Consider the following 19,583-nt stretch of genomic DNA (forward strand, 5'->3'; position numbering starts at 1 on the left):
CGTCAGCCTCCGATGCGCACCGGCCCCCGGTCGACCAGGACGCAGCGGGCGCCCGAGAAGATCGTCGGCATGCACTTGTTGCAGTGGATGCACAGCGACCGCGTGCGGGACTCGGCCTGGATCCGGTTGATCAGGTCGGGCTCCCGCAGCAGCGCGCGCGCCATCGCGACGAACTCGAACCCCTCCTCCATCGCGGTGTCCATACCGGCCTTGTCGGTGACACCGCCGAGCAGCACCAGCGGCATCTTCACGGCCGCGCGGATCTGTCGGGCCTCCTCGAGCATGAACAGCGGCTCGTAGGGGTAGGTCTTGATGAACGCCTTGCCCACCAACTGCACACCGAGCTTGACCGGCTGCGGCATCGCATTGGCGAAGTCGCGGACCGGGGCGTCGCCCTTGAACAGGTACATCGGGTTGAGCAGCGAGCTGCCCATGGTCAGTTCGAGCGCGTCGAGGCTGCCGTCGGCCTCGAGCCACTGCGCCACCTGGATCGCCTCGTCCACCCAGAACCCGCCGGGCACACCGTCGTCCATGTTGAGTTTGGCGAGCACAGCGATGCGGTCGCCGACGGCCTCGCGGACGGCGCGGGCCGTCTCACGCACGATCCGCGCTCGATTCTCGAGCGATCCGCCGTAGTTGTCCTGGCGCTTGTTCAGCTTGGGGCTGAGGAATGAACTGGCGAAGTAGTTGTGGCCGAAGTGGATCTCCACGGCGTCGAAGCCGCCCTCGATCGCGAACCTCGCGGCGTCGGCGTGCGCCTGCGTGATCCGCGCGATGTCGGCGGAGGTCGCGGCGTGGATCCTCTTCATGCTCAGCGGGCTGAACGACGTCGACGGCGCCAGCGCCGGCAGCCCGTTCGACTTCTCGTTCGCGACGGGACCGGCGTGCCCGATCTGCGCCGACGCCGCCGCACCCTCGGCATGGATCGCGTCGGTGAGCTCGCGAAGGCCCGGCACCACCTCGGGTCGCATCCACAGCTGACCGCGTTCGGTGCGCCCCTCGGGCTGCACGGCGCAGTACGCGACCGTGGTCATGCCTACACCGCCCGCCGCGGGCCGGCGGTGGAACTCGATGAGCTCGTTCGTGACCAGCGCCTGCGGGGTGCGCCCCTCGAACGTCGCGGACTTGATGATCCGATTGCGCAGCGTGATCGGGCCGAGCTTGGCCGGCGCGAACACGTCGGGGGCAGTGATCTGGGACACCGCGAATCCTTCCGTCGGGAGCGGCCCGAGGCTATACCGATGCCAGCGGTCTCGAAAGTAGGGGTGTCCACTGGGTGGGACGTTTCGGACCGGTGCTCAACGGCAGACCGTCTCCACGAGCCCGTAGATCTCGCGGGACTGCTCTCCTGTCGGCATCCGGCCCTCGTGCTCTGCCCGATCGACGATCCGCGAGCTCACCGCGTCCGGGTCGACGCGCCTGCCGAGATCGTCGCACGACTGCGTGGCGATCCCGGCGATTTCGGCGTCATTGCGGTCGACGGCCAACTCGGGGTACCGGGCCCGGAAGGTCGCGACGAAAGCGGCCACCTGCGCGGGGTCGTAGGTCCCGAGTGTGGGCCGGGTGTGATCGTGGTGGTCCGTGTCCGACGGCATCACATCGGTGGTCGCAGCCGGTCCCCGGGGACCCGTGTCGACCGGGTGGTCGTGGACGTCACCGCAGGCGCCGGCGAACACGAGGGTCCCGATCGCGATCGCGATCCCCCCGAACGCCACTCTGGTCATACCTTCGGATTCCCCGACAACGCGGTTCCGAAACCCGCTCAGCCGGCCACGCTTCGCACCGCGATGCCCAGATACACGAGCATCAGGACGAACAGGAACCATCCCGCCGCCTGCCAGATCGGCCATGTTCCGGCGCGGCGCCACACACGGTAGGCCTGCACGAACGCTCCGATCCCACCGAGCAACAGCAGAGCCGACGGCACCACGACCACCACGATGCGCGCGGTGTCGGTACACAGTCGGCCCTCGTCGGGGGCGCAGTCACCGGCCCCCGACCCCACCACGATCGTGACGACCATCGCGATCAACGCGAGCACGATCGTCGCGCCGTCGTACAGCGCCGCCCGGCGAAATGTCTGCGGGTCCGACCACCGCTTCTCCACGTCGCGCGTCATGAGCCTCCCTCGTGTCGTTCGATCACGAGGCGCCTACCCGGACGGGCGCGCCCCGAAACCGATCGCCGCGAAAGCGAGGGTTGTCCGCGGCCTGTCAGCCCAGCGCGCCGTACCGGGCCAGCGCCTCGCGCCGCTCCTCGGCGTGGTCGACTATCGGGTCCGGGTACGCCTCCGGCCGAGCGTCTTTCAGGGTGTGCACCGCCTTGCCGCGCACCCCGCGCAGTTCCGGCACCCAACGCCGCACGTAATCTCCCGTGGGGTCGAACTTCTCACCCTGCCCGGTCGGGTTGAACACCCGGAAGTACGGCGAGGCGTCGGTACCCGACCCGGCGGTCCACTGCCAGCCGTGCTGGTTCGACGCCAGATCGCCGTCGACCAGATGCTGCATGAAGAACCGAGCACCGCGCCACCACGGCAGGTGCAGGTCCTTCACGAGGAACGACGCGACGATCATCCGCACGCGGTTGTGCATCCACCCCTCGGACACCAGCTGCCGCATCCCGGCGTCGACGATCGGAAAGCCGGTGCGACCCTCGCACCACGCCGCGAACAACGCGTCGGCGTCGCGTCCGGTGTCGTGACGCATGGCGTCGAACTTGGCGTCGTAGTTGCGGCGCGCACTGTCGGGACGCTGGAACAGGATGTCGGCGTAGAAGTCTCGCCACGCCACCTGACGACGATACTGTTCGGCGCCGTGGCTGCGCTTGCGGGCCAGGTCGGCGAGCATCGTGCGCGGATGAATGTTCCCGAACTTGAGGTACACCGACATTCGACTGGTGGTGTCGAGGTCCGGGCGGTCACGCTCGGCGTCGTACCGGATCAGGTCGTCGTCACAGAAGGCGCTCCAGCGTTCCAGCGCCGCCGCCTCCCCCGCCGCCGGGCCCGAAGCCTCGGGGGCCGGAATTGCGTTGCGCGCCTTCGAGACATCGACGTCGTCCGGGTCGATCCAGTCGAGTGTGTCCGCACCCGTACTGGCCGGCGCGCGCCAGCCGTGGTCGAGCCAGCGCTTGAACCACGGCGTGAACACCTTGTAGGGGTTGCCGTCGTCCTTCGTCACCCGGCCGGGCGCGACCGCGTACGGAGAACCGGTCGTCACCAGGTCCACGTGCTCCGCGACGGCCGCGTCGCGCTCGCGCCCGTACGGACCATAGTCGGCACTCACATGCACTTCGTGCGCGCCAATCGCTTTCGCGACCAAAGGCACCACCTCGACCGGATCACCTCGCACCACCAGCAGTCGTCCGTCCAACTGCTCGTCGAGCGCGGACAAGCTGCGGTACAGGAAGTCCCGTCGCGGACCGCCCGACGGGCCGAGCAAACGGTCGTCGAGCACGAACAGCCCCAGTGCCCGCTCCCCGGCGGCGCTCAGCGTCGGCAGGTCGCCCACCCGCAGGTCGCGGCGGAACCAGACGAGCGATTGCGTCACGGCGTCCTCCTGATCGGTCGTGTGCCCGGCACACACGACCACGGTAGTTCAGGCGTCGTCTGCACCGCCCGGCACCGCTTCACGCGACGCGGTGCGGCGACGGCGCAGCATTCGTCCGGCAACTCCTACGAAGAGAAGCACCACCAGCACCAGCAGCACACCGGCGTCGGACACCCGATTCGCCCAGTCCCCATCACGGCGCTCTCGAGTTCCCCCAGTCCGATCATGCTCCGGCACCGGCAATCAACAGGTCGGTCGTCAGCTCGATGTGCCGCCGCAGCTCGTCCACCGCGCGGTCTGCGTCCCGATCAACGGCCGCCGTGGCGATGCGGTCGTGCTCCGCCTCGACGTCCCGGGCCGCGGATTCGGGGCTGCGCACGCTCCAGCAGCGGTACACCTCCGAGACGTCGCGCAGCGATTCGGCGATGTGCACGAGCCGGGTGTTGGGACACGCCTGCAACAGCGCACCGTGAAAGCCGCTGTGCGCCGCGAGCCACGCCTCCGAGACTCGGCCAAAGGTGTCCAGCGACGCCGTCCGCGACAGCCGGTGCCGCGCCGCGAGCACCGCAGACTCCCATTCGACGTCGCCGTGCGCGATCGACCGGCGCAGCGCCTCGGTCTCGACGAACACGCGAGTGTCGGTCAGTTCCAGCAGATCCGGCACCGACACCGGGACGACACGGAACCCCAGTTGCGCCTCCGACACCGCGAGCCCCTGCTCGACCAGCCTCGGCAGTACCTCGCGCAGCACCCCGGTGCTGACGTCGTAGCGGGCCTGCAGCTGCCCGAAGGCGAGCTTCTCCCCCGGCGCGAGGACGCCACCGAGGATGTCGGCACGCAGCCGCGCGTGGATCTCGTCGGCGCGGGTCGCGGTCGCTCTGGCCATGCCGTCAGTACAGGCTGTTCCGAATCGCGAGTCAAGTTTCGAAATTATGTTGCTTTTCCGATATTTCTCGGGTCTACTGGGCCTCACCTCCGCCAGCACTCACCGACAGACAGGAACGCCGTCATGCGCGTGGCCAATCTCTCCGGACGAACCGTCCTGATCGACGGCGACCGAGCCCTCGACGTCCACACCGCGAGCTCCGGCCGCTTCGGCCCCGACCCAGCGGCGGTCTACGCGGACTGGCCGGCCTTCGCCGAGTGGGCGCGGACACTCACCGGCACAGACGGGGAACCGTTCGATCGCCGCGAACTCGGCGCCCCGTCCCCCGCGCCCAGCCAGGTGTTCGCGATCGGCCTCAACTACCGCGACCACGCGGCCGAGACCGGACTGGACGCACCCGACGCACCGCCGACGTTCACCAAGTTCGCGAGCTGCCTCACCGGCCCCGAGACCGACCTGGTGCTGCCCACCGACACCGTCGACTGGGAAGTGGAGCTGGTGGCGGTCATCGGCCGGGAGGCCACCGACGTCCCAGCCGCCGACGCATGGTCGTACGTCGCGGGACTGACCGTCGGACAGGACTTCTCGGAGCGGACGTCGCAGATGGCCGGGCCGGCGCCGCAGTTCTCGCTGGCCAAGTCGTTTCCCGGCTTCGGCGCGACCGGGCCGTGGCTGGTGACGCCCGACGAGTTCGCCGACCGGGACGACCTCACGATCGCGTGCGAGATCGACGGCGAGACGGTGCAGTCCGGCCGCACCGGACAGATGATGTTCCCCGTCGCCGACCTGATCGCCCACCTGTCGGCGGTGTGCATGTTGCGCCCGGGCGACCTGATCTTCACCGGCACCCCGGCCGGCGTCGGGGTCGGCCGCAGCCCGCAGCGGTTCCTGGTTCCCGGCAACGTCGTGACCAGCAGCATCGAGGGCATCGGTTCGCTGGTCCAGCGCTGCGTGGCCGGAGCGAAGTAGGCGATTCACCGGAATCTCGGCGGGACCGCGACTTAGTGAACAGCATTCACAATGAACTAGCATCACCGCCGTGTCCGACAACTCCGACCGCCACGACGCCCGCGACGCGCTCGGCCGCGCGTACGTCCTCGTGGAGAACCTGTCGGCGTCGCTGCAGTCGGGCACCCGCGATGTCGGACTGACCACTGCGCGGACCCGTGCGCTGCTGTGCGTCCTCGAGAATCCGCCCATGACGCAGCGCGACCTCGCGAAGGCGCTGCGGTGCAGCACCCGCCAGGTCACCGCGCTGGTCGATGCGCTCGAGAAGTCCGGACACCTGCGCCGGGATCCGCATCCCACCGATCGGCGCGCCCACATCGTCGCGCTCACCGAGCGCGGCCACCACGACGCCGACCGGGTCCGGCACCTGCGGGCCAGTACCGCGCAGCAGCTGTTCGACGGCGTCGATCCGCACGATCTCGACGCCTTCGTCCGGGTCGCCGACACCGTCATCGCACGCGCCGACCGCGTCCGCCCCCGGCCGGAGGAGTGACGAAGATGAGGGGAAATGCCGCAGTCGGCGGGCACAATGCTCAGGTGACCGCCACCGTACTGGTCGTGGACGACGACCCGGACGTGCTCGCCTCGCTCGAGCGTGGGCTCCGTCTGTCCGGCTTCACGGTCCTCACCGCGTCGGACGGGGCGGTGGCGTTGAGGGTAGTCGCGGACGCGGCGCCCGACGCCGTCGTGCTCGACATGAACATGCCTGTCCTCGACGGGACCGGCGTGGTCACCGCGCTGCGCAGGGCGGGCAACGAGGTGCCGATCTGCGTGCTCAGTGCCCGCAGTTCGGTCGACGATCGCATCGCCGGGCTCGAGTCCGGCGCGGACGACTACCTCGTCAAACCGTTCGTGCTCGCCGAACTGGTCGCCCGGATCCGCGCGATGCTGCGCCGCCGCTCGGTCGTCGTCGCGGCGACGGACACCGATCCCCCGATCGTCGTCGGCCCGCTGGCGGTGGATCTCGCGGGCCGCCGTGTCTGGCTCGGCGACACCGAGATCACCCTCACCAAGAGGGAATTCGAGCTCACGGAGGTGCTGGCCCGCAACGCCGGGGTGGTACTGAGCCGCGAACGACTGCTGGATCTGGTGTGGGGCTACGACTTCGTCGCCGACACCAACGTGGTGGACGTGTTCGTCGGCTACCTGCGCCGCAAGTTCGAGATCGACGGCACCCCACGGCTCGTGCACACCGTGCGCGGCGTGGGCTTCGTGTTGCGGGAACCGACATGAGACCGCAGTCGCTGCGGGCACGCGTCGCCGCCGCCACCGCACTGGGCGCGACGATCGTCGTCGCCGCGGTCGGCGTGTACCTGGCCCTCGCGATCGCCCGCAACAATCTGCAGCAGCTCGATCGGCGGCTCGAGACCGCGTCGCGGGTGCTCGTCGTCAATGCCGGTGCCGCAGCGCCGTTCCTGAACGTCCTCGGTGACGGCGGGGCGTTCGCGGTGACGATCCGGGCGGGCGAGAAGGTCGTGTCGAGCACGTCCAGCCGGCTGCCCGAGCTCGATCCCGGATCGCACACCGTCGACGTCGCCGGGACCCCGTTCCGCACCTTCACCGCCCCGCTGGGTCCCGACTCCACGACCCTCCTGACGGTGGCGGTCCCGCTCGCCGAGGCGAAGGATCCCACCACCGACCAGCAGCAGCAGGTCGCACTGGTGGGTGTGGGCGCGATCGTCGCCGCCACCGGGCTCGGCTGGCTCTTCGGTGGCCGCGCCGTCCGCCCGCTGGTCGAACTCACCCAGCGCGTCGGCCGCCGCGACCGCGACCTCGCCACCGCGGCGTCCGGGGTCCGCGAGGCCGACGAGCTCGCCGCCGCGGCCGGCGCCATGCTGCAGGACGTCTCCGACGCGCAGGAACGCACCGCGGCCGCGCTCGACACCGCCCGCGACTTCGCGGCCGCGTCCGCGCACGAGCTACGGACCCCGCTCACCGCCATGCGCACCGACCTCGAGGTACTCACCACCCTCGACCTGTCCGACGAACAGCGCGCCGAGATCCTCGCCGACCTCGCGCGGACACAGGGCCGGCTCGAGGCCACGCTCACCGCGCTGGAACGGCTCGCGTCGGGTGAACTGTCCAGCGAGAAGGACCACGTCGACCTCGACCTGACGGAACTGTGCGACCTCGCCGCCGAGGACGCGCAGCGGCTGCGTCCGGATCTCACGGTCACCGTCGACGCGCCACCCGGGCTGGTCGTGCGCGGCCTGCCGGTGGGACTGCGGCTGTCGATCGACAATGCGATCAGCAATGCCGTCCGGCACGGCGGCGCACGGCACGTGTCGATCGGTGCGCACCGCGACGACGACGGCACCGTCACGGTCACCGTCGACGACGACGGCACCGGCATCCCGCACGAGGAGAGGGCCGAGGTGTTCGAGCGCTTCCGGCGCGGCAGCAGCGCCGCCAAGGGCGGCTCCGGGCTCGGGCTGGCGCTCGTGGCGCAGCAGGCCGGTCTGCACGGCGGCACGGCACACCTCGCGGACAGCCCCCTCGGCGGCGCGCGACTGGTGGTGACCCTTGAAAGTTGACGGACGCGAAATCCCGGTCAGCGGCAGCCTGCTGCCGCCACTGATCCGGCGCACCAGCGACATCCTGCGGGTCGTCTTCGCACTGGTCCTGCTCGGCGCCGTGATCGCCGGCTCGGTGATCACCCGCAGCGAGTGGGACGCCCTCGAGACGTCGGTGTCCGACATCGTCGGCATCCTCTCGCCAGGGGTGTCCGACACGGTCTACCTGCTGTACGGCGTCGCGATCCTGGCGCTGCCGTTCGCGATCCTGATCCAGCTGATCGTGGGCCGCCGCTGGAAGCTGCTCGCCGGCTACGCGGCCGCGGGACTCATCGCGGGAGTGGCGCTCTCGTTCACCGGGTCTGGGCTGGCGGCCCCGCGCTGGCACCTCGACGTCTCGGACCGCCTCAACACGTTCCTGTCGCAGTTCCTCGACGACCCCCGCTGGATCGCCATGCTCGCCGCCGTCCTGACCGTCTCGGGGCCGTGGCTGCCCAAACGCTGGCGGCGCGTGTGGTGGGCGCTGCTGCTGTTGTTCGCACCGATCCATCTGGTCGTCAGCTCGATCGTCCCGGCCCGCTCGATGCTCGGCCTGGCCGTGGGCTACCTCGTCGGCGCGATCATCGTGCTCGTCGTGGGCACCCCCGCGCTGGAGGTCCCGCTCGAGTCGGCGGTCGAGGCGCTGCAGCGTCTGGGACACCGGGTGACCGCGTTCCGCGTCATCACCACCGCCGGCAGCGGGCCGCTGATCCTCGGCGCGTCTCGCGACGGCGAACCCGAGATGATCGTCGAACTGTACGGGCAGAACCAGCGCAGCAGCGGAGCGATCCGGCAGGTGTCGAAGTGGCTGACGCTGCGCAGCAGCGAGAGCGCCCCCGCGCACGCGTCGCTGGCGCGGGCCGTCGAGCACCGGGCACTCATGGGGATCGCCGTGGCCGATCTGGGACTCGCGGCGTCGAAGCCGATGGCCGTCACCGCCCTCGACCGCGGGTGGCAGCTCTATGCCCGGCCGCTCTCCCACGGCGCCCCGGTCGCGACGCTCCGGACCGACAACCCCCACCCTCGCGACACCCTGCTCGAGATGCTGTGGGCCTCGCTCGGCGAACTGCACGCCCGCCAGATCACGCACGGCGACCTGCGCGCGTCCGAGATCCGGATCGACGACGGCCAGGCCATGTTCGACGGCTTCACGTACGCCGAACTGGGGTCGTCGGAGGCACAGATACAGTCCGACACCGCGCAACTGCTCCTGACGACCGCGACGCTGTTCGGGGTGGAGCCGGCCGTCCGTGCCGCGCTCGCCGCGCGCGGCCGCGACCGGATCCTCGCCGCGTCGGGCCGGCTCACGAAGTCCGCGATGCCGTCACGGCTGCGCAAGCAGGCGCCCGACTCGTCCGCGCTGCTCGGCGCGATCCGGGACGAGGTGAGCAACCAGACCGACATCGAGAAGATCGCCCCAGAACAGGTCACCCGCTTCACCCGGAACCAGATCATCCAGCTGGTGCTGCTGATCGGCCTGGTCTACGTGGCCTACCCGTTCATCAGCCAGGTACCGACGTTCCTCACGGAACTGAAGACCGCGAACTGGTGGTGGGCACTGGCCGGACTGGTCGTCTCGGCCCTCACCTACGTCGGCGCCGCGGCCGCCCTGTGGGCGTGCGCCTCCGAGCTGGTGCGCTACCGGCACCTGCTGATCATGCAGATCGCCAACACGTTCGCCACCACCACCACCCCGGCCGGCGTCGGTGGCCTTGCGCTGAGCGTGCGGTTCCTGCAGAAGGGCGGCCTCGGCACCGTCCGGGCGACGGCCGCGGTGGCCCTGCAACAGACCGTGCAGGTGGTCACCCACGTGGCGCTGCTGATCTTCTTCAGCGTCGCCGCCGGGCGGGACGCCGATCTGTCGCACTTCGTCCCCAAGGGCACGACCCTCTACCTCATCGCGGGCATCGCGTTGGGTGCGATCGGCACCTTCACGTTCATCCCCAAGGCGCGGCGCTGGCTGCGCAACGAGGTCCGGCCACAGCTGACGGAGGTGCTCGGATCCCTGACGCAACTGGCCCGCAATCCGGGCCGCTTCATGCTGATCGTCCTCGGCAGCGCGGGCACCACCCTCGGGGCCGCACTGGCGTTGTGGGCCAGCGTCGAGGCGTTCGGCGGCGGCACCACGTTCGTCACGGTCACGATCGTCACGATGATCGGCGGCACCCTGGCGTCGGCCGCGCCCACCCCCGGCGGTGTGGGCGCGGTGGAGGCCGCCCTCATCGGTGGCCTGACCGCCTTCGGGCTGCCCGTGGGCATCGCGGTACCGTCAGTGCTGCTGTACCGCGTCCTGACCTGCTGGCTGCCGGTGTTCTGCGGCTGGCCGACATTGCGCTGGTTGCAGAAAAACGACATGGTCTGACGGTTTGTGACCGATAATTCTGGAACGCCGGAAGAATTTTGCGGCAACCAGTAGCAAATCGAGACGTAGTCCCGATAGCGAAAGTGATATACACCTGTTCAGAACCGCGGAGCTGATCCTTGCTCCCGGCCGACCACCGAAGCGGAGAAAGCATGCGCGTAACCCAGAAGTCCCGCCGGCTCAAAGCACTGATCGGCGCCACGACTGCGGCGGTCGCCGCACTGCCCGTCTTCGTCGGAGCCGGGGTCGCCTCCGCCTCGACGCCCGGCGCGACCGACGCCGCCAACGTCCAGGCTTCGGCCCGCGCGAACGGTGGCACCAAGCTCGTGTCGGCCACGTCGACCGGCTCCAACAAGCTCCGCCTGGTGGTCCGCTCCGAGTCGATGAACCGCGACATCCCGCTCGACGTCATCCGCCCGGCCGACACGTCCAAGGCCGCCCCCACGCTGTACCTGCTCAACGGCGCAGGCGGCGGCGAGGACTCGGCGTCGTGGCAGAAGCAGGCCGACATCGGCACCTTCTTCGAGGGTAAGCACGTCAACGTGGTCACCCCGATGCAGGGCGCGTTCACCTACTACACCGACTGGCAGAAGGCCGACGACGCCCTGCACGGTGTCAACAAGTGGGAGACGTTCCTCACGCAGGAACTACCGCCGGTCATCGACTCCGCGCTCGGCACCACCAAGGTCAACAGCCTTGCCGGCATCTCGACGTCGGGCACCTCGGTGTTCAACCTCGCGCTCAAGGATCCGCAGCTGTACAAGGCGGTCGGCGCCTACAGCGGTTGCGCGGACACCGTGACTCCGATGGGCCAGACCTACATCCAGATCGTCATCGCGGCCCGCGGCAGCGCCGAGGTCGAGAACATGTGGGGCCCGGTCGGCAGCCCCGACTGGCAGGCCCACGACCCGATCTACAACATCGGCAAGCTCAAGGGCGGCCCGAAGCTGTACGTCGCCAACGCGTCCGGTCTGCCGGGCCCGCACGACACCCTCGAAAGCCAGGGCATCAACGGTAACGTCTCGACGCTGGCCAACCAGATCATCGTCGGCGGCATCATCGAGGCGGCCACCAACGAGTGCACCCACCGTCTGTTCGACGCCGTCAACTTCAACGGCATGGGCGACCAGGCGCACTTCGACTTCAAGCCGGCCGGCACCCACTCGTGGGGCTACTGGCGTGACGACCTGGCCAACTCGTGGCCGATGCTGGCCGAGTCCATGGGCACCGCGTAACAGCCCTCAGGGTCGAGCAGGAACATACTGACGAAAAGGCGCCCCGACTTCGGTCGGGGCGCCTTTTCTCGTCGCCGGTCCGGCGCTCCTGACCGGACTTCGGAGACGACTCGGGCCCCACACCGGTGAACGGTGTGGGGCCCGAGTTCTGTTGCTCTACAGGACTACTGGGTGCCCAGCAGGTCGATGACGAACACCAGCGTCTTGCCCGACAGCTGATGGCCGCCACCGGCGGGACCGTATGCGAGCTCCGGAGGAACCGTGAGCTTGCGGCGGCCGCCGACCTTCATGCCGGGGATGCCTTCCTGCCAGCCCGGGATCAACCGGTTGAGAGGGAAGGCGACCGACTCGCCACGCAGGAACGACGAGTCGAACACCTCGTTGGAGTCGTACTCGACACCGTGGTAGTGCACGTCCACGACACCGCCCGGCTGAGCCTCCGCGCCGTCGCCGATCGTGATGTCCTCGATCACCAGCTCGGCCGGCGCCGGGCCCTCGGCGGGCTCGATGACCGGCGGCTTCGGCGGCACGACGACGTCGAGCAGGTCGATGACGAACACGAGGGTCTTGCCGGACAGCTGGTGACCGCTGCCTGCCGGACCGTACGCAAGCTCCGGCGGGATGGTCAGCTGACGCCGGCCGCCCACCTTCATGCCCGGGATGCCTTCCTGCCAGCCTGCGATGAGGCCCTGGAGCGGGAAGGTGATGGACTCGCCGCGGCCCCACGAGGAGTCGAACTCCTCGCCGGAGTCGAACTCGACGCCGACGTAGTGGACCTCGACCTTCGCGCCGGGGGTGGCCTCGGGGCCGTCACCGACGACGATGTCCTTGATGACGAGTTCGGTGGGCGCGGGGCCTTCCTGGAACTCGATCTCGGGCTTGGTGCTCATGATGGTGTCCGATCAGTAGTAGTCGGGCAGAAACAGATCAGCGTGCGGACAGGTCCACGTAGCCGCGCTGCGTGTAGCCGGTGTAGATCTGACGCGGACGGCCGATCTTGGTGGCCGGATCCTCGTGCATCTCACGCCAGTGCGCGATCCAGCCGGGCAGGCGGCCGAGCGCGAACAGGACCGTGAACATGCGCGTCGGGAAGCCCATCGCGCGATAGATCAGGCCCGTGTAGAAGTCCACGTTCGGGTACAGCTTGCGCTCGATGAAGTACTCGTCGGTGAGCGCGGTCTCCTCGAGCGCCATGGCGATCTCGAGCATCTTGTCGTCGCCGCCGAGCTTGCCGAGCACCGAGTGCGCGGTCTGCTTGACGAGTGCGGCGCGCGGGTCGTAGTTGCGGTAGACGCGGTGACCGAAGCCCATGAGCTTCACGCCGTCTTCCTTGTTCTTGACCTTGCGGACGAACTCCTTGACGTCGCCACCGTTCGCGGTGATGTCGTCGAGCATCTCGAGCACGGCCTGGTTGGCGCCGCCGTGCAGCGGGCCCCACAGCGCGTTGATGCCGGCGGAGACCGACGTGAACAGGTTCGCGTCCGACGAGCCGACCATGCGGACCGTCGACGTCGAGCAGTTCTGCTCGTGGTCGGCGTGCAGGATCAGCAGCATGTCGAGGGCCTTGGCGACCTCGGGGTCCACCTCGTACGGCTCGGCGGGGAAGCCGAACGTCATGCGGAGGAAGTTCTCGACCAGGCTCAGCGAGTTGTCCGGGTAGAGGAACGGCTGACCGACCGACTTCTTGTACGCGTACGCCGCGATCGTGGGCAGCTTCGCGAGAAGGCGGATCGTGGACAGCTCGACCTGCTCCGGATCGTCCGGATCCAGGGCGTCCTGGTAGTACGCGGACAGCGCGTTGACGGCGCTCGACAGCACCGGCATCGGGTGCGCGTTGCGCGGGAAGCCGTCGAAGAACCGCTTGAGGTCCTCGTGCAGGAGGGTGTGGCGACGGATCTTGTCGGTGAACACCTCGAGCTGGTTTTCGGTGGGCAGCTCGCCGTAGATCAGCAGGTAGCTGACCTCGATGAACGTGGAGCGCTGTGCGAGCTCCTCGATCGGGTACCCGCGGTAGCGCAGGATGCCCTTGTCGCCGTCGATGTAGGTGATTGCGGAACTGGTGGACGCGGTGTTCACGAAGCCCGGGTCGAGCGTCGTGTAACCCGTGTCGGCAAGGAGCTTGCCCAGCTCGATGCCGTCGTTGCCTTCAGTCGCCTTGGCGATGGACATCGTGTGCTCGCCACCGGGGTAGCTGAGTGTGGGTTTGTTGTCATTCTCAGCGGGCACGGAAGGATCCCTCTCAAACTCAGACCAGTGAGTAACTTCGTAACATTCAAGTAGAAACTAGCCGCCCGCGAGCTCCACTGCCCACGGAGGGTCCGCCCCGGGCCGCGAAACGGTGATCGCCGCCGCGCGCGCCGCGAATTCCAGGGCGTCACGCCATTGTCCCCCGTCGAGCCGCGATACCGAATTCCGACCGAGGAGTTCCCGCCGGTCGAGCCGATGCAGGAGCGCCGCCTGAACCGTGTCACCTGCACCGATCGTGTCGACGACGGCCACCGGTCGTCCCGGCACGCGCACCGTCAGGGACCGCGTCCGCACGCTCAGTCCGTCCGCCCCGTGCGTCGTGACGACGGCGGCAACTCCGCGATCGAGCCACTGCTCCGGTGTGGTGCCGTCCACTCCGTGTCCCAACCACTGGACGTCGTCGTCGGAGACCTTCACTACATCGACCCACGGAAGCAGGTCGCCGAAACGGCGGCGGTAGTCGTCGGGAAAGACAGCCGGGCGGATGTTGGGGTCGAGGACCGTGAGCCGTCCCTCGTCGTGGCAGCGGCGGAGCAGGTCCGCGTAGACGCCGGCGCCCGGTTCGAGCACCAGCGAGAGCGTCCCGAACGACGCCGCGACCACCGTGTCCGGGAGGCGGCCGGGATCGGTGACGAGCCGGTCGGCGGTGCCGTCGGCATAGAAGGTGTAGCGGGCGCCGCCGTCGGACCCGATGCCCGCGACAGCGAGCGTGGTGGGCTCGGGCCCGCGCTGGACGATTCGGGTGTCGACGTCCGACGCGGTGAGCGCCGCGAGCACCCGGTCGCCGAACGCGTCGGTCGAGACCCGCGAACAGAACGCCGTCCGGCTACCGAGACGTCCGAGCGAGACGGCCACGTTGAACGGCCCACCGCCCAGGCGCGCGTCGAAGGACTCGCCGCCGGTCGGGACGAGGTCGACGAGCGCCTCGCCGCACACCACGATTCGCGGATCAGACATGTTCGGGTCGTCCCGTCCGGCCCACGCGGTACCGCATGAACGCCGGGAAGGCCAGGATCGAGGCGACGACGCCGACCACCACCAGGATTCCGCCGCCGGCCGACGCGACGGCGGTGCCGAACGCGAACGCCGCGGCGCCGTGCAGGACGTCGCCGATCCGCGGCCCGCCGGCCACGACGACGGTGAAGACACCCTGCAGGCGTCCGCGCATGTCGTCGGTGGCCACCTGCTGGAGCATCGTGCTGCGCAGTGCCGCGGAGACCATGTCGACGGCACCGCCGAACGCGAGGAACGCGAGTGCCAGCCACAGTAGGAAGGCCGGGCTGTCCGGGCCCGCGATCCCGATGACCACACCGAACCCGACCATCGCCAGACCCCACAGGACGATGCAGATCACGACAGCCCGGCCCTGGAAGCGGATCCGGGGCAGCCACCCTGAGAAGACGCCACCCAGCACGGCACCCGCCGACATCGCGGCGAACAACAGCCCCAGCGCGACACCGCCGTCGAGTGGATCCCCGAACGACTCGTGAGCGATCTCCGGGAACAGTGCCCGGGGCATCCCGAACACCATCGCGACGATGTCGACGACGAACGACGCCAGCAGCACCTTCTGGGTGGCGAGATACGTGAAGCCCTCTCCCACCACGCGCAGTCCGGCGCGGCGCGCCGGACCGGTCGGCGGCAGCGCCGGCAGTTTGATCACCGCCCACAGCGTCGCGAGCAGCGCGATCGAGTCCAGCAGATACACCGTCGACAATCCGGCCACCGGTATGAGGACGCCCGCGAGCAGCGGACCGGCGATGGCACCGAACTGCATCACCGTCATGTTGAGGGAGTTCGCCGCCGGCAGATCCTTCAGGGGCAGCAGTCGCGGAATGATCGCGCTGCGGGTCGGCGAGTTCACCGCGAAGAACACCTGCTGCAACGAGAACAGACACAGCAGCAACCACACGTTGTTCACGTTCGCGGCGGCCTGCAGCCACAGCAACACCGACGTGCCGATCAGACCGAGCGTGGTGATGACGATCAGTTTGCGGCGATCCATGACGTCGGCGAGGGCTCCGCCCCACAGGCCGAACACGACCAGCGGCACCAGCCCGAAGATGCCGGCGAGACCGACGTAGGCCGAGTTCTGGGTGATCGCGAAGATCTGCAGCGGCACGGCCACGACGGTGAGCTGTCCGCCGATGACGGTGACGATGCCGCTCGTCCACAACCGCCGGTAGTCGGGATTGCGGAGCGGAGTGACGTCGGCGAGCAGTCCCCTCACGGCTGCAGACGCTCGACGGTCCAGGCGCCGTCGACCAGACGGGTGCGGATGCGGTTGTGCATGCGGTTGGGTCGGCCCTGCCAGAACTCGACCGACTCGGGGCGGATCCGGAACCCACCCCAGTGCGCGGGCACCGGGATGTCACCGTCGACGCCGAAACGCCTGCCGGCGTCCACGAGTCGGCTCTCGAGGTCAGCGCGGGTATCGATCGGGCGGGACTGGTCCGACGCCCACGCCCCCAGCCGGGAGCCGCGCGGGCGGCTGTTCCAGTACTCGGACGTCGTGCTCTCGCTGGTTTTCACCACGGGACCGCGGACGGTGAGCTGGTGTGCGAGCGGAATCCACGTGAACGTCACCGACGCGTACGGCGTCGCGGCCAGCTGACGACCCTTGTCGGAGTCGTAATTGGTGAAGAACTGCACACCGTCCTCGTCGAACCCCTTGCACAGCACCGTCCGTGTGCACGGGTGCCCGTCGGCATCGACGGTGCCGAGCACCATCGCATTCGGTTCCGGCAGTCCCGCCTCGACTGCCTCCTCGACCCACCGGCGCGCCAACGCGACCCATCCGTCGTCGAGCCAGGACGGCTCGAGATCGGGTTCGACGACGGGCCGCTGCGGCCCGATTTCGCCGTAGCTGACCCTCATCGTGGAGAGATCGGAATTCCGGGAACCCCGGCGGCGGGAATCTGACGACACAGCCGTTGACGCTACCCCTGGGTAGGCGCTGGCCAGGTGAGCGGTGACACCCGCTAGAGTTTGGTTAGCACCAGGCCCGACGGAGTATCTCGAAGCCCCATGTTGCAGTAGTCGAAGGCTGAGGCAGGCAGTGCAGCTCGCACGGGCGGCACTCGGATGAGGAGAGTCCAGGAGCAATGGCACCCAGCGCTGTAGTACCCGAGGATTTCGTCAGCGGCCTCGAAGGCGTCGTCGCGTTCACCACCGACATCGCCGAGCCCGACAAGGACGGCGGCGCGCTGCGCTACCGCGGTGTCGACATCGAGGATCTCGTCGGCCGCCGCGTCACGTTCGGCAACGTGTGGGCGCTGCTGGTCGACGGCGAGTTCGGCCGGGGTCTGCCCCCGGCGGAGCCGTTCCCGCTGCCCATCCACACCGGCGACGTCCGCGTCGACGTGCAGGCCGGTCTCGCGATGCTCGCCCCGATCTGGGGCTACCAGCCGCTGCTCGACATCGACGACGAGACCGCCCGCGAGAATCTCGCGCGGGCCTCGGTGATGGCGCTGTCGTACGTCGCGCAGTCCGCGCGCGGCATCTACCAGCCGGCCGTGCCGCAGAAGCTCATCGACGAATGCCCCACCGTCACCGCGCGTTTCATGACGCGGTGGAAGGGCGACCCGGATCCGGCGCACATCGAGGCCATCGACGCGTACTGGGTGTCGGCCGCCGAGCACGGCATGAACGCCTCCACCTTCACCGCGCGCGTCATCGCCTCCACCGGCGCCGACGTGGCGGCGTCGCTGTCCGGGGCGATCGGCGCGATGTCCGGCCCGCTGCACGGCGGTGCCCCCGCGCGCGTGCTGCCGATGATCGAGGAGACCGAGCGCACCGGCGACGCCCGCGCCCTGGTCAAGGGGATCCTCGACCGCAAGGAGAAGCTGATGGGCTTCGGCCACCGGGTGTACCGGGCCGAGGACCCGCGCGCCCGGGTGCTGCGTGAGACCGCCAAGCGTCTGAACGCACCCCGCTTCGAGGTGGCCGCGGCACTCGAGCAGGCCGCGCTCGCCGAGCTGCGGGAGCGTCGCCCCGATCGCGCGATCGAGACGAACGTCGAGTTCTGGGCGGCGGTGATCCTCGACTTCGCCGAGGTGCCCGCGCACATGATGCCCGCCATGTTCACGTGCGGCCGTACCGCCGGCTGGTGCGCGCACATCATGGAACAGAAGCGTCTGGGCAAGCTGGTCCGCCCCGCCGCCATCTACACCGGCCCCGAGCCCCGCACCCCCGACTCGGTCGCGGGCTGGGACCAGATTTCGCACAGCTAGAAACAGCTGGACGTCCAACCACATCCGAGCACAATCGATAAGGACAACTCGCACCGATGAGCACACCGATCATCCCCGCCGACCTCAAGCCCGTCGACGGCCGCTTCGGTTGCGGACCCTCGAAGGTTCGCCCCGAGCAGCTGCAGTCCCTGGTCGACGTCGGCGCCTCGGTGTTCGGCACCAGCCACCGGCAGAAGCCCGTCAAGGACGTCGTCGGCCGCGTGCGCTCGGGCCTGCGTGACCTGTTCTCGCTGCCCGAGGGCTACGAGGTCGTCCTCGGCAACGGCGGCTCCACCGCGTTCTGGGATGCGGCGGCCTTCGGTCTGATCCGGGAGCGCTCGCAGCACTTCACGTACGGCGAGTTCTCGTCCAAGTTCGCGTCTGTGGCGAAGAACAACCCGTTCATCGGCGACCCCATCGTCGTGTCGAGCGATCCGGGCACCGCACCGGAGATCGTCGCCGACGGTTCGGTCGACCTCATCGGCTGGGCGCACAACGAGACCTCGACGGGTGTCGCCGTGCCGGTGTCCCGCCCGGCGGGTTCGGAGAACGCGCTCATCGCGATCGACGCCACCTCGGGTGCCGGTGGTCTGCCGGTCAACGCCGCCGACGCCGACGTCTACTACTTCGCGCCGCAGAAGTGCTTCGCCGCGGACGGTGGCCTGTGGATCGCCCTGATGAGCCCGGCCGCGCTCGAGCGCGTGGCCGAGATCAAGGACTCGGGCCGCTGGACTCCGGACTTCCTGTCGCTGCCGATCGCGGTCGACAACTCCACCAAGGACCAGACGTACAACACTCCGGCGCTCGCGACGCTGCTGATGTTCGAGAACCAGATCGCGTGGATGAACTCCAACGGCGGCCTGGACTGGACCACGGCGCGCACCAAGGATTCGTCGGAGCGCCTGTACTCGTGGGCCGAGGCTTCGGAGTACGCGACGCCGTTCGTCGCCGATCCGGCCTACCGCTCGCAGGTCGTCGGCACCATCGACTTCGCCGACTCGGTCGACGCGGCCGCGGTCGCGAAGATCCTGCGCGCCAACGGCATCGTCGATACCGAGCCGTACCGCAAGCTGGGCCGCAACCAGCTGCGCATCGGCATGTTCCCGGCGATCGACCCCGAGGACATCTCGCAGCTCACCAAGAGCATCGACTGGGTCGTCTCGCAGCTCGGCTGATTTCCGCCGGGCCGCAGGGGTGGCCCCGGGCTTCCCGGTTCTCCGTAGCGAGGGCGGGCACGCGTGCGCGTGCCCGCCCTTTCTGCGTCCCTACGTCTCCTTCCCCCGCCCCTCCGCGCCCTCCCCTCCCCCACCTCGCGTTTTGCGCACTTGTCGCACCCCGGACCACCCCTCCTCCCGCGCTTTGCGCACTTGTCGCGCGCATCACATCCCCGGGGTAGCGATAAGTGCGCAAAACGCGCGGGGGGGTGATATACGGCGCGCGTGTCTTTCCTGCGCGTGGGTCACGGATGAATTACAGTCGATCATGACGTGATCGCGAGTCGGCGCGATGAGGAGGA

Annotated in this window: 19 protein-coding genes and 1 pseudogene; 8 read left to right on the top strand and 12 right to left on the bottom strand. The window is 69.2% G+C overall.

Going from position 1 to position 19,583, the window contains the following annotated elements; genetic code table 11:
* Positions 1-2: 2 nt before the first annotated feature.
* From A6I89_RS07455 to A6I89_RS07475, 6 genes are all read right to left on the bottom strand, one after another.
* Positions 3-1,202 carry an NADH:flavin oxidoreductase gene (locus A6I89_RS07455; RefSeq protein WP_022594385.1) on the bottom strand — a complete coding sequence of 400 codons (1,200 nt, stop codon included), beginning with the start codon at positions 1,200-1,202 and terminating at the stop codon, positions 3-5.
* A 96-nt stretch (positions 1,203-1,298) separates the two neighbouring features.
* Positions 1,299-1,724, bottom strand: coding sequence for a hypothetical protein (locus A6I89_RS07460; RefSeq protein ID WP_041673920.1), 426 nt, complete (start codon positions 1,722-1,724; stop codon positions 1,299-1,301).
* A gap of 38 nt (positions 1,725-1,762) precedes the next feature.
* Entirely contained in the window at positions 1,763-2,119 is a 357-nt protein-coding gene (locus tag A6I89_RS07465) for a hypothetical protein (protein ID WP_005515051.1), read from the bottom strand.
* 94 nt (positions 2,120-2,213) lie between these two features.
* Positions 2,214-3,545: a cryptochrome/photolyase family protein gene (locus tag A6I89_RS07470; protein WP_044990610.1), complete on the bottom strand. Its 1,332-nt coding sequence runs from the start codon at positions 3,543-3,545 to the stop codon at positions 2,214-2,216.
* A gap of 48 nt (positions 3,546-3,593) precedes the next feature.
* Positions 3,594-3,719 (bottom strand): hypothetical protein, encoded by a 126-nt coding sequence (locus A6I89_RS24925; RefSeq protein ID WP_255221271.1) that lies wholly within the window; start codon positions 3,717-3,719, stop codon positions 3,594-3,596.
* A 49-nt stretch (positions 3,720-3,768) separates the two neighbouring features.
* Positions 3,769-4,431, bottom strand: a complete 663-nt coding sequence (locus A6I89_RS07475; RefSeq protein WP_022594382.1) for a GntR family transcriptional regulator — start codon at positions 4,429-4,431, stop codon at positions 3,769-3,771.
* A gap of 123 nt (positions 4,432-4,554) precedes the next feature.
* Between A6I89_RS07475 and A6I89_RS07480 the strand changes: the two genes are divergently transcribed.
* The 6 genes from A6I89_RS07480 (at position 4,555) to A6I89_RS07505 (ending at position 11,588) form a co-directional block, all read left to right on the top strand.
* The gene (locus A6I89_RS07480) at positions 4,555-5,400 is read left to right on the top strand and encodes a fumarylacetoacetate hydrolase family protein (RefSeq protein ID WP_022594380.1); all 846 of its coding nucleotides are present in this window, start codon (positions 4,555-4,557) and stop codon (positions 5,398-5,400) included.
* Between the two features lie 70 nt (positions 5,401-5,470).
* Positions 5,471-5,932: a MarR family winged helix-turn-helix transcriptional regulator gene (locus A6I89_RS07485; RefSeq protein ID WP_022594378.1), complete on the top strand. Its 462-nt coding sequence runs from the start codon at positions 5,471-5,473 to the stop codon at positions 5,930-5,932.
* Between the two features lie 5 nt (positions 5,933-5,937).
* Positions 5,938-6,672 carry a response regulator transcription factor gene (locus A6I89_RS07490; RefSeq protein WP_044990608.1) on the top strand — a complete coding sequence of 245 codons (735 nt, stop codon included), beginning with the start codon at positions 5,938-5,940 and terminating at the stop codon, positions 6,670-6,672.
* Positions 6,669-7,973 (top strand): sensor histidine kinase, encoded by a 1,305-nt coding sequence (locus A6I89_RS07495; RefSeq protein WP_022594374.1) that lies wholly within the window; start codon positions 6,669-6,671, stop codon positions 7,971-7,973. Before A6I89_RS07490 ends, A6I89_RS07495 begins: the two co-directional genes overlap by 4 nt.
* Positions 7,963-10,353, top strand: coding sequence for a lysylphosphatidylglycerol synthase transmembrane domain-containing protein (locus A6I89_RS07500; RefSeq protein ID WP_022594372.1), 2,391 nt, complete (start codon positions 7,963-7,965; stop codon positions 10,351-10,353). The genes A6I89_RS07495 and A6I89_RS07500 overlap by 11 nt, the downstream gene beginning before the upstream one ends.
* A 152-nt stretch (positions 10,354-10,505) precedes the next feature.
* Positions 10,506-11,588: an alpha/beta hydrolase gene (locus A6I89_RS07505; RefSeq protein ID WP_022594370.1), complete on the top strand. Its 1,083-nt coding sequence runs from the start codon at positions 10,506-10,508 to the stop codon at positions 11,586-11,588.
* Between the two features lie 164 nt (positions 11,589-11,752).
* Here A6I89_RS07505 and A6I89_RS24815 read toward each other — a convergent pair whose 3' ends face one another.
* The 6 genes and pseudogenes from A6I89_RS24815 to pdxH form a co-directional block, all read right to left on the bottom strand.
* Positions 11,753-12,118, bottom strand: coding sequence for an FKBP-type peptidyl-prolyl cis-trans isomerase (locus tag A6I89_RS24815; protein ID WP_269149624.1), 366 nt, complete (start codon positions 12,116-12,118; stop codon positions 11,753-11,755).
* Between the two features lie 9 nt (positions 12,119-12,127).
* Positions 12,128-12,478: pseudogene (locus A6I89_RS24820) on the bottom strand (FKBP-type peptidyl-prolyl cis-trans isomerase); the annotation flags it as partial.
* Positions 12,479-12,515: 37 nt separating this feature from the next.
* Entirely contained in the window at positions 12,516-13,814 is a 1,299-nt protein-coding gene (locus A6I89_RS07515; RefSeq protein WP_005515064.1) for a citrate synthase, read from the bottom strand.
* Positions 13,815-13,871: 57 nt separating this feature from the next.
* Positions 13,872-14,792, bottom strand: a complete 921-nt coding sequence (locus tag A6I89_RS07520; protein ID WP_022594349.1) for a carbohydrate kinase family protein — start codon at positions 14,790-14,792, stop codon at positions 13,872-13,874.
* On the bottom strand, positions 14,785-16,065 hold the full coding sequence (locus tag A6I89_RS07525) for an MFS transporter (RefSeq protein ID WP_013415050.1): 1,281 nt from the start codon (positions 16,063-16,065) through the stop codon (positions 14,785-14,787). Before A6I89_RS07525 ends, A6I89_RS07520 begins: the two co-directional genes overlap by 8 nt.
* Positions 16,062-16,712 carry a pyridoxamine 5'-phosphate oxidase gene (gene pdxH / locus A6I89_RS07530; RefSeq protein ID WP_005515067.1) on the bottom strand — a complete coding sequence of 217 codons (651 nt, stop codon included), beginning with the start codon at positions 16,710-16,712 and terminating at the stop codon, positions 16,062-16,064. Before pdxH ends, A6I89_RS07525 begins: the two co-directional genes overlap by 4 nt.
* Positions 16,713-16,939: 227 nt before the next feature.
* Here pdxH and A6I89_RS07535 point away from each other — a divergent pair, with 227 nt between their 5' ends.
* Both A6I89_RS07535 and serC read left to right on the top strand, forming a co-directional pair.
* On the top strand, positions 16,940-18,067 hold the full coding sequence (locus A6I89_RS07535; RefSeq protein ID WP_005515068.1) for a citrate synthase 2: 1,128 nt from the start codon (positions 16,940-16,942) through the stop codon (positions 18,065-18,067).
* 56 nt (positions 18,068-18,123) lie between these two features.
* Positions 18,124-19,242, top strand: coding sequence for a phosphoserine transaminase (gene serC / locus A6I89_RS07540; protein ID WP_005515069.1), 1,119 nt, complete (start codon positions 18,124-18,126; stop codon positions 19,240-19,242).
* Positions 19,243-19,583: the final 341 nt, after the last annotated feature.

This window comes from Prescottella equi (genome assembly GCF_002094305.1).
Taxonomy (GTDB): Bacteria; Actinomycetota; Actinomycetes; order Mycobacteriales; family Mycobacteriaceae; genus Prescottella; species Prescottella equi.

Coding starts and splice junctions, on each gene's coding strand:
- A6I89_RS07460 (WP_041673920.1), bottom strand. CDS start 1,724: ATGACCAGAGTGGCGTTCGGGGGGATCGCGATCGCGATCGGGACCCTC.
- A6I89_RS07465 (WP_005515051.1), bottom strand. CDS start 2,119: ATGACGCGCGACGTGGAGAAGCGGTGGTCGGACCCGCAGACATTTCGC.
- A6I89_RS07475 (WP_022594382.1), bottom strand. CDS start 4,431: ATGGCCAGAGCGACCGCGACCCGCGCCGACGAGATCCACGCGCGGCTG.
- A6I89_RS07480 (WP_022594380.1), top strand. CDS start 4,555: ATGCGCGTGGCCAATCTCTCCGGACGAACCGTCCTGATCGACGGCGAC.
- A6I89_RS07490 (WP_044990608.1), top strand. CDS start 5,938: ATGAGGGGAAATGCCGCAGTCGGCGGGCACAATGCTCAGGTGACCGCC.
- A6I89_RS07495 (WP_022594374.1), top strand. CDS start 6,669: ATGAGACCGCAGTCGCTGCGGGCACGCGTCGCCGCCGCCACCGCACTG.
- A6I89_RS07505 (WP_022594370.1), top strand. CDS start 10,506: ATGCGCGTAACCCAGAAGTCCCGCCGGCTCAAAGCACTGATCGGCGCC.
- A6I89_RS07520 (WP_022594349.1), bottom strand. CDS start 14,792: ATGTCTGATCCGCGAATCGTGGTGTGCGGCGAGGCGCTCGTCGACCTC.
- pdxH (WP_005515067.1), bottom strand. CDS start 16,712: ATGAGGGTCAGCTACGGCGAAATCGGGCCGCAGCGGCCCGTCGTCGAA.
- A6I89_RS07535 (WP_005515068.1), top strand. CDS start 16,940: ATGGCACCCAGCGCTGTAGTACCCGAGGATTTCGTCAGCGGCCTCGAA.
- serC (WP_005515069.1), top strand. CDS start 18,124: ATGAGCACACCGATCATCCCCGCCGACCTCAAGCCCGTCGACGGCCGC.